Annotated in this window: 5 protein-coding genes; 4 read left to right on the top strand and 1 reads right to left on the bottom strand. The window is 43.0% G+C overall.

The window, feature by feature from the left end; genetic code table 11:
• Positions 1 to 291: 291 nt before the first annotated feature.
• From DDZ16_RS13335 to DDZ16_RS13315, 4 genes are all read left to right on the top strand, one after another.
• Positions 292 to 957 (top strand): ferredoxin--NADP reductase, encoded by a 666-nt coding sequence (locus DDZ16_RS13335; protein WP_109264974.1) that lies wholly within the window; start codon positions 292 to 294, stop codon positions 955 to 957.
• Between the two features lie 644 nt (positions 958 to 1,601).
• On the top strand, positions 1,602 to 5,051 hold the full coding sequence (locus tag DDZ16_RS13330; protein ID WP_109264973.1) for a hypothetical protein: 3,450 nt from the start codon (positions 1,602 to 1,604) through the stop codon (positions 5,049 to 5,051).
• Positions 5,052 to 5,558: 507 nt separating this feature from the next.
• Complete coding sequence (gene rlmN / locus DDZ16_RS13325) at positions 5,559 to 6,596, top strand: 23S rRNA (adenine(2503)-C(2))-methyltransferase RlmN (RefSeq protein WP_109264972.1); 1,038 nt, start codon at positions 5,559 to 5,561, stop codon at positions 6,594 to 6,596.
• A gap of 313 nt (positions 6,597 to 6,909) precedes the next feature.
• Positions 6,910 to 9,066: a S9 family peptidase gene (locus DDZ16_RS13315; protein ID WP_109264970.1), complete on the top strand. Its 2,157-nt coding sequence runs from the start codon at positions 6,910 to 6,912 to the stop codon at positions 9,064 to 9,066.
• A 36-nt stretch (positions 9,067 to 9,102) separates the two neighbouring features.
• On the opposite strand, the gene DDZ16_RS13310 is transcribed toward DDZ16_RS13315, so the two are convergent.
• Positions 9,103 to 9,462, bottom strand: a complete 360-nt coding sequence (locus DDZ16_RS13310; RefSeq protein WP_109264984.1) for a hypothetical protein — start codon at positions 9,460 to 9,462, stop codon at positions 9,103 to 9,105.
• Between the last annotated feature and the right edge of the window lie 262 nt (positions 9,463 to 9,724).

Below are 9,724 nucleotides of genomic sequence, written 5' to 3'. Positions count from 1 at the left end.
CTCAGTTAACATATATTCTGATCAAAACAGAAAATTAAAATCAAATGTCAATCAAGGCACTCTTTTTTTTTAGCAATTTTGCAGTTAATAATAAATCAAAAAGTCAACCTATATTAGGACGGCTCAAATCTGATCTCTCATCTCACTACTGAAAACTGACTACTGACGGCTCAACTGACCACTGACCACTGACCACTGATAATTGATATCGTCATCTCCCCCTCCTTCGAACCACATCACCCATTAGAATGTTATTCCTAACAAACAAAATATTCAAACCAAAAAGACAGCATGTTAAAACGTAAACAAAAGCCGCTATTCCCTGTCAAAGTAATTGCCAACACTGAAATTGCACCAAGGATTTACACCCTTGAAACTGAAAAAAAATTTGAATTCATTCCGGGCCAGGTTGTGGCTGTGGCACTCTCACCCAAAGAAGAACCCCGGCTTTACAGCATTGCCAGCGGCAACCAAAGTAATCATATCCGTTTGTTGTTTGACATAAACCCCGAAGGCCTGCTTACGCCCAGGTTATCTCAATTACAAAAAGGGGATGAAATTCTGATGTCGGAACCCTTTGGACGATTTCTGGGAAGTGAAGAACCCGCCTGGTGGATTGCCACCGGAACAGGCATTGCCCCTTTTATCAGCATGGCCGAATCGGGGTTATGCAAAAATAAAACCCTCCTGCACGGTGCCCGCAAACTTTCAGACTTTTGGTTTGCCGATCTTTTCGCAGAAAATCTAAATGCTGACTATCACCGTTTTTCCACTCGAGAAAATGGTCCCGGAATTACAGAAGGCAGATTATCACATTGGCTTAACATGCAATCCGATTTACCAAACAATATAAAATATTACCTTTGTGGCAATGCCAACATGGTAATAGAAGTGAGAGATATTTTAGTGAATAAAGGCGTTCCTTTTGAAAATGTTATTGCTGAAATTTATTTTTAATCTTCATTGCTATTGATTTTATTGGCTGACGTCATTATCTTATTGTCTAAACCTGTCTTTAGCAAAGATGTTGAGGATAACAGCCAGACATGCATGGCAGATTCTTTCTGATAAAAGCGGCCGCCCGGCATTGCCGCTTTGCCTGGTCAAAAAGAGCCGATACATATCCGCCTTTTTGCCGGGATAAAAAAAATAAAGCCAATTAGGGATGGCGGAATCTGATCCGTCTTTTTACAGGTTACAAACCAATGCAGCTTTTAAACATATTATGCCTGCTAATAAACATTTCAAGCATCAGAGTTTCTTTGCGCTGAAATTTTTTCTAATGTAGGGGCTGCTGAAAAAGTTAAAAGGGCAAAATTTACAAGCCGCCCAATCGAAGGAGTATTGAAATACTTCGAGATTCGGTAGGTGAAGAAAATTTTGTTCTTTTGATTAGCTGTTATTTTAGGATTAAGTACAAAGAAATTCGAGTGTGATGTGAAATAACCTTGCACTTAAGAGTTTATTAATGGTACTTAAGGTTTTAGTATTTAATAAAGTAAGCGTTTTTCAGCGCCCCCTATGTACGAAGTACCGGAAATAAACAGCACAACAGGAAAAACACAGTTTAAACTAAACTCGAAAATAAAATAACTGACAGTATGGATCTAAAGAAATCATTCGGCTTTACCGAGATGGGTACCAATGAAATTCCCAAACCAAAGAGGGTCATTGAGTACATCAATCTCAAACTGGCAGCTATGGGCCAGCCATATTTCAAAGCAGGTTCTAAAATGGCATTACTCGAACTTGCCAATGACCTTTTGAAAAATTACAAGGAAAAGAACAGACTCCTTTCATCTTATCTTTGCCCCGCTGATCAGCGTATCCAGAATTTTTTGGACAAATATCTTTCCGATTTTAAAAAGGATACAAATTTTCGTTTGCCCACAGATACTTTTATCGTGGACAACCACGGAGTAGCCAGGGCTTTGTCTCTTCCTCCCGATGAAGACAAATTTGAATCGGACATCATTAAAAGTTACCGCCTGAAACAGGGAATCCTCAACAACCCGAAAAACGACCGGCGTACCACCAAAGGGGTTTTTCATGTTGCAGAAGGCGGACTTCCTATCCCTCATGATAAAAAAGCTGTGCCCAAAATGACTTTTGCCAGACTTCTGGAAAAAGCCATGCAGCCTCCTCAGGACTTGTTGCAGATTCCGTTTACTTCAACCCAGGAAGAAAAAGCGGCTTCATTTGTTTCGCTGCTTCTTAAACCTGTTGTTGAACCCGCCATTGGTGGTGAAGGCAAGGACAAGCGAATGGAAATCCGTTTCTTTGCCCCGGGTAACCTGGTAAGTAACCTGGATTTTGTGGAGTCTATTTTCGGAAATGCAGGCGACCCCTATCTTCCTGAAAACGACTCTGCTCTTGACATTGAAGGGTGGACAGGACACACCGGTTGCGTAATTCTGGCTCCTCATCTTATTTACACCAAAAAGAAAGAACTGGGCTTGCCACATGTTAGTGAAGCAACTGAGCGGCAGAAGCGTGACGGCATGTGCTGGGAAAAAGAAGATGAACTTTACAACGATGGAGGTGCCTTTAAAATCACCGCCAGAACTGAAGAGGGCATCATCGTTACGGTTATTGCTGATAACTACTACGGATATTCCAAAAAAGAGGTGAAAACCCAGATTGGCTATGCTGCCAACCTGCTGGGTAATGTGGAAGAGGAGCACGCAGGTGGAGCCATTGCGTTCCCAACATACAACCTGGGTGACGAATTCTCAGATCGCAGACAGTTCGACAGCAATGACCTCACATTTGATGAGATGGTGAATATGTACAGCAGTTTCATGGATCTGAAGCCTGAAGGTTATGCCGTTGACAGAAACTACAACGACATCATTTATGTGCCCGAAAATGCTGCATTCAACCTCATGGACCAGAAAGTCTGCTGGTCAAAAGAGGGTAAAGAGCAGTCCATCAGACTGAACCCTAAGTTCACATATATGCTTCCTGCCGGGTACAAAGTAAGAATGAATAAAAACCCTTATGTACCTTCATGGAGACTGATTGGATCAGTAGCTGAAGGAACATTCTGTCACAAACCCTCTACTGTATCGGGTGGTGGTAAATCCGAGATATCCAAATCCATTGAGGATGCAATCATCTACGGTCCGTTCTTTACAGCAGATTATGAGAATGATTTCAAAAAGGTTCAGGAGATCATCAACAAAGATTACTCTGATATCTACCTGGATCATATCAAGACTGACAAAGACCGTCCTATTTTAAGTTCAAGCCGTTCTTTAGGATCGGTTATTAAGCTATTAACGCCTGCTCCCAACCGTTACAAAAAAGAGTACAACGAATGGCTTAAGCAGATACCTCACCGCATAAAGGGACTGGTTTACATCGTCAAGCGCTTTTACCGTCCTGAGTGGGGCAACGACTGGAAGAAATATTTCACCGTTGACATTATTGACGGCAAGCATGGCAATGAGCTGAAATTTAAAAACCGCAAACTGGTGGCCAGTTACCTGAGAGTGGGACTTACCAGTGAAGGGGCCTGGAGAACTTTCAAATTACGTCAGGACTATATCGCTTCTGACAAGTTACAGATGGAGGACGACATTACTTCTTCAAAAGTAATTCCTACATCACAACTTGAATATTTATCCTCCGATTTCAAACAGCTATCGGCCAAATTCACCAATAACTGTGAGTACCGCTTCTTCCAGAGACCAGATGAAGCCATCCACAGAGGGTATGACAAACAAGCCGAGATTGATCTGGCAACTCCCAATGCTTTTATCTCAAACTTTGAACCACTGAAAGTTGAGGATGCACAAAAGATTATGGACGATGCCATTGAGTTTGACAAATACACCACACCGATGAAGAACCTCATCAAAGAAGTGGCAAAAAAACAAGATGTCACTTACTTCGTATCTTCATCACACCCGAGGATTTATGAAGGCAAACCGACTGCCAATGTTCGTTATCTTCAGAATCGTCCCGGCTTAATTAAGCATCGCGACAATTATATTGCAGAAGTAGGCACCCGTTTACACCGCAAAGTGCCGGTTGACAAACCTGTGCTGAACCCTGTAAATGCTGTTTTGGCAGGGCGCCGCAACAATCCTCCGCAACCTGGTATTCGTTCACTGGCTGTTTTCAATCCTATTCATTACCAGGATTTGCCCGAGTTGTTTATGGATTTCGTTTGTAGTCTGACAGGTAAATCACCATCAACCACCGGAGCAGGATCTGAAGGGGCTCTTACTAAAGCACCTTTCAACGCATTGAGTCCGGTTACCGATCTTAACAATGCCCTGGTTTCATTTATCCTCACAGGATATGCAGGATACACCTCTGCTGCAGGATATGTTGGTCCTCACTACCGCGTAGACCACGACGTGAGTCTTCTGATTCCTGAACTATGGAGCCGCCTGAAAGCAGAAGAGATGGATCCCGAATTCCTGAAAGACCATGGTTACCTGGAAAAACTGGAAGATTTCGAGCATAATGGTCAAAAAGTGCTGGCATCCCGTCTGGGATACAGAATTACAGCCAAATTTGCCAGAGTATTTCTCGGCCGTGTCTTTGAAAATCCGGATGCAGTATTCAATGAAGAGATGCTGAAACCGGAACTTCAGGATCAGGACATATTTGCAGATGGGATCAATAACATTACTGAAGCTCAAAAATGGGTTGCTGAAAGTTATTTCAAAGACGGCAGCATCGAAGGTGCTGTACCTCCTTTGAAAGCCATTCTGCACATTATGGTTTATGGCGAATACAATGGCAAAACCATCGAGGATCCTGAAATCAGAAATATGTTTACCCTCGAGAATATGCTTGCCAGCGACTGGTACAAAGAGCGTCTGACCAACAAACAGGTGAATGATGCCACCCTTTGGGAGAAACATCTGGATTACCTGAAAAACTACCTCGAAAAATGGACAAATCTGGAGCCTGAGGTAAAACAAAAAATCGAGGCCAATGTCAAAGTCGCCGAAAAGAACATTGAAAAATTCAAATCGGCTGAATACCTCAAATCACTTGAAGGTTACATTGGACTTGACAAGTATGTGAAATAACAACACCTAGATCTTTTAAATTTTAAGGAGTTGTCCCGGCAAGAGTTTACCCGGGGCAGCTCCTTTTTTAATGGGTTCAATCTAACAATAGATCGTTAGATTTTTAGAAATTAGATTTAAGATGAATCATATAGTGCTAATAACCAGGGCCTTAAAGCAATCATGCACACAACTCCAAAAAGTTGATTTATAGCCCTTTACAAAAGTTTAACGGAGTATTGATCTAAAACAATAGATCGTTAGACTTCCTGCCTGCCGGCAGGAAGGGGGGCAAATTTGAATAACCCCGGGTACACCTGCCCGGGGGCTAAGCAATGGAAAAAACAGGTCCTCGAAGAGGGCCAACTACAATTCAATTGATGGAGTGCATATACAAGTCATTGGTAATCCTGATTTTTATAATATACCTTTGCCTCCTAAACCAAAATCCCCAACTTTGCACTCTGATTACTGACAACTGATCACTGAATACCGATCACTGAATACTGACAACTGACAAACAACACCATGGAAGCGCTGTTCGGAAAAACACTTAGCGAATTAAAAGATATAACCGCAGAAAACGGTCTGCCCTCCTTTTCCGCCAAACAAATGGCCCAATGGCTGTATCAGAAGAATGTGACAAGCATTGATGGCATGACCAACCTGTCTAAAAAGGCTCGTGAACAACTGAAAGAAAAGTATGAGGTTGGCAGAATTGCCCCCTCAAAAGTGCAGGCCTCTGTCGACGGCACAAAAAAGTACCTTTATCCTGCTCACAAGGGGCTTTTCATAGAAGCAGCTTACATCCCCGAAAGGGACAGGCACACCCTGTGTATTTCCTCGCAGGTAGGTTGCAAAATGGGATGTCTCTTTTGCATGACCGGCAAACAAGGATTTCAGTCGCAGTTAACAGCAGGGGAAATGGTGAATCAGGTATTGAGCCTGCCCGAAAGCGACCAACTCACCAACATTGTTTATATGGGAATGGGTGAACCCATGGACAACATTGAGAACGTTCTGAAAAGTCTTGAAATATTCACTTCCGAATGGGGAATGGCATGGAGCCCCAGAAGAATAAACGTTTCCACCATTGGTGTTGAACCGGCCATGCGCAGGTTTATTGAAGAAAGCAATGCCCACCTGGCCATCAGTCTTCACACCCCTTTCAATGAAGAACGACAGAAGTTGATGCCCATTGAACAGGTATATCCCATTGAGCAGGTGATTGATGCCCTACGTGAATACGACTTTGGCCGTCAACGGCGCATATCTTTTGAATACATCATGTTTGCAGGCGTAAACGACACACCGGCACATGTAAAAGGCCTTTCAAAACTCCTGAACGGACTGCGGTGCCGCATCAACCTGATTCGTTTTCACCCCATCCCTGATTCACCTTTGCGCGGGTCTTCCCACGAAACCATGGAATGGTTCTCCAATGAATTAAACAAAAAAGGACTAACCACAACCATCAGAAGATCAAGAGGCGAGGATATTTTTGCAGCATGTGGTTTGCTTTCTACCAAAAACATGGTAAAGCAAAATCCCGATGTGGATTATTAATAATTTCGGTTCTCCTGTTAAAAATCTGAAGAGCTTCTCCCCAAAGCCCGGGATAACAATGATCTCTTCCCCCCTCACCGGATTTGAGTGGAGAGGAAGGAGTTGTAATCCTGTTGCGGGTAAACAGCCGATCCGCCATTTTTTTCTGGCGGCGCAAGGAAACATTTAAAATTTGCAAACCCGGACTCTAACTCAATTTAGTTTTATCTCTTACAAAAGAAAAAACTCCCTATTTTTGCACAAATTATACTTTTAAACCGTGGTATTTCCTTATCTTCACTATATTCAAGGTAAAACCAATAAAACATCGGCAATGAAGAAGCCTATTGTATTTATTTTGTCCGCACTGGCTTTAATAACCAGTTGTTCAGAAAAAACCAGTAACGAGATGAATCCAACATTCAAACCGGAAAACGTAAAGGTAGAAAATGGCATTTTAACACCTGAAATCCTTTGGTCGATGGGCCGGATTGGAAACGTTAAGGTCTCCCCCGACCACAAAAAAGTGCTTTACACCATCACCTATCCGGATATTAAAAAAAACAGTTTTAACTCCGACCTGATTGTTGCAAATGCTGACGGAACCGGAAAACAACGGATAAATACAAAATTCAAGGGGAGTTGGTCTTTTTCGTTCACCTTTGGCGGGAAGAAAAAAGTGAAGGCTGAAAAGTTATCTGCCAGTAACCATATTTCTTCTCCCAACTGGCGCCCGGATGGAAAAAAAATCACATTCCTCTCAAAATACAATGGAGATCAGCAACTTTACGAGATGCAGTCCAATGGCAAAGAAGTCGTTCAGATAACTGATATTCCGGGAGGCATCAAAGGGTACAAATATTCACCGGACATGTCCAACCTCCTTCTTATCAAGGATATTAAACTGGACGAAACCCCAAACGATATTTATTCCGATCTGCCAAAAGCCAATGCCCGCATTGAAGATGACCTGATGTATCGTCACTGGGACAGCTGGCACGATTACAAATACAGTCACATACTTGTGGCTCCCTACCAGACAGAAGACCCCATTGTTGAAGCCAAAGATATTATGGAAGGTGAACGCTATGACACACCTCTGGAACCTTTTGGGGGAATGGATCAAATAACGTGGACACCTGACGGGAAGAAGATCGCCTATACATGCAAGAAACTGTCGGGTAAAGCTTATGCCCTTTCCACCAATTCCGACATTTACCTTTATGACCTGGGATCGGGTGAAACAAAAAACCTGACCAAAGACAACCCGGGATACGACAAAAACCCTGTGTTTTCGCCTGACGGACTACGCATGGCCTGGGAATCGATGCCCAGAGATGGCTATGAGGCTGACAAAAACAGGCTCATGATCAAAGATATGGAAACAGGGAAAGTCATTGATTTCACAGCTAATTTTGATCAGGACATTCACAACCCGGTTTGGAACCTGATGGGCGATGCTTTGTTTTTCATCAGTAACAGGCACGCCACAGAAGATATTTACCGGCTCAATTTGCCCGGAGGGGACATTCACAAAATCACTGAAGGAGAATACAATTACACATCTGTAATCCCGGCCGGTGGTCAGCTGATCTCAACCAGGATGAGCATGAGTATGCCCACCGAAATATACAGTGTTAATCCTGTTGATGGAACCACCAAAAATATTTCGGAGGTAAATCGTCCCATTTTGAACAACCTGAAGATGGGAAATGTTGAAAAACGCTGGATTACAACCTCCGATGGCAAAGAAATGCTGACATGGGTAATCTATCCTCCCAATTTCAATCCTGAGAAAAAATATCCAACACTTCTCTACTGTCAGGGCGGACCGCAGAGCAGTGTCAGTCAATTTTGGAGTTACCGCTGGAATTTCCAGATGATGGCAGCTAACGATTACATTGTTGTTGCTCCCAACCGCCGAGGACTTCCGGGGTTTGGCCGCGAGTGGACAGAGCAGATAAGTGGCGATTACGGCGGACTAAACATGCAGGATTATTTGAGTGCAATCGACACCCTTGCCAAAGAATCCTATGTGGATGAAAACAACCTGGGCGCAATAGGTGCCAGTTACGGTGGATATTCCGTCTACTGGCTTGCCGGCAATCACGATAAGCGATTCAGCGCATTCATTTCTCACTGTGGCGTATTTAATCAGGAAATGATGTATACCACCACAGAAGAGATGTTCTTTGTTAACTGGGATTTGAAAAAACCGTACTGGGAAATGCCGGATCAGCATTATGATTTCTCACCTCATTTATTCGTAAAAAACTGGGATACCCCTATCCTGGTTATACATGGCGCCAAAGACTTCAGGATTCCTTACACCCAGGGAATGGGCGCCTTCAATGCTGCCAGACTGAGAGATGTTCCGGCCCGTTTTCTGTTCTTCCCCGAGGAGAACCACTGGGTGCTGACACCACAAAATGGCATTTTGTGGCAAAGAGAATTTAAAGGTTGGCTGAATAAATGGCTAAAAGACAATTAACAGAATCATAATTGGTGAGCCGGTAAACTGATAAGTTTATTGGCTCATCAGCTTTTCAGCCTGCATCCTTCTTTTGCGGCCAACCACCACCATCAAAACTATTGAAACTGCTTTAAGCAAAAAACCGCCCCCCATAATCCAGGCTCCCGGAACAGGTGATGCCAAAGAACTTTTTAAAAAACCGCCTGCCCCTACCATTGCAATTCCTGCAAATAACATGGCAAGGTAACGCCCTCCGGCAAGCCGGCCGCTCAACAAGCCGGTAATCAAATAGGTAACTTTCAGCACTATTCCGGCAATCAGAACGACAGAATACCATTCTATTTCAAAAAGTTTCAATCCTAGGGATAAAAAAACCAGGGCCAGGCCCGTAAATAACAAACTCTTACTCTTCATCAAAATAACCTCAAAGTATAAAAAGAGAAAACAGCCTTTTCCACTTTTTGTTTGCCTCTTTAATTCCGAATTCTATCGGAGACAAAAGTAACAACTATTTTCTGACTCAACCAACCGGTAGAGTTTTCAAAGAAAAGCGCTTCAAACAATTGTTATTCATTTTTCCTTTCTGCGCACCACTACTCTGAGCTAAGGTGAAAAATTTCAATCCTGCAAAAGAGAAAAGGGAACTTAGGTTATGAAACAGGCGTTTGATATCGCA

This window comes from Marinilabilia rubra (assembly GCF_003121985.1).
GTDB lineage: Bacteria > Bacteroidota > Bacteroidia > Bacteroidales > Marinilabiliaceae > Marinilabilia > Marinilabilia rubra.
Note: the sequence above shows the minus strand (reverse complement) of the source record. Positions and strands in the feature narration are given on the sequence as shown.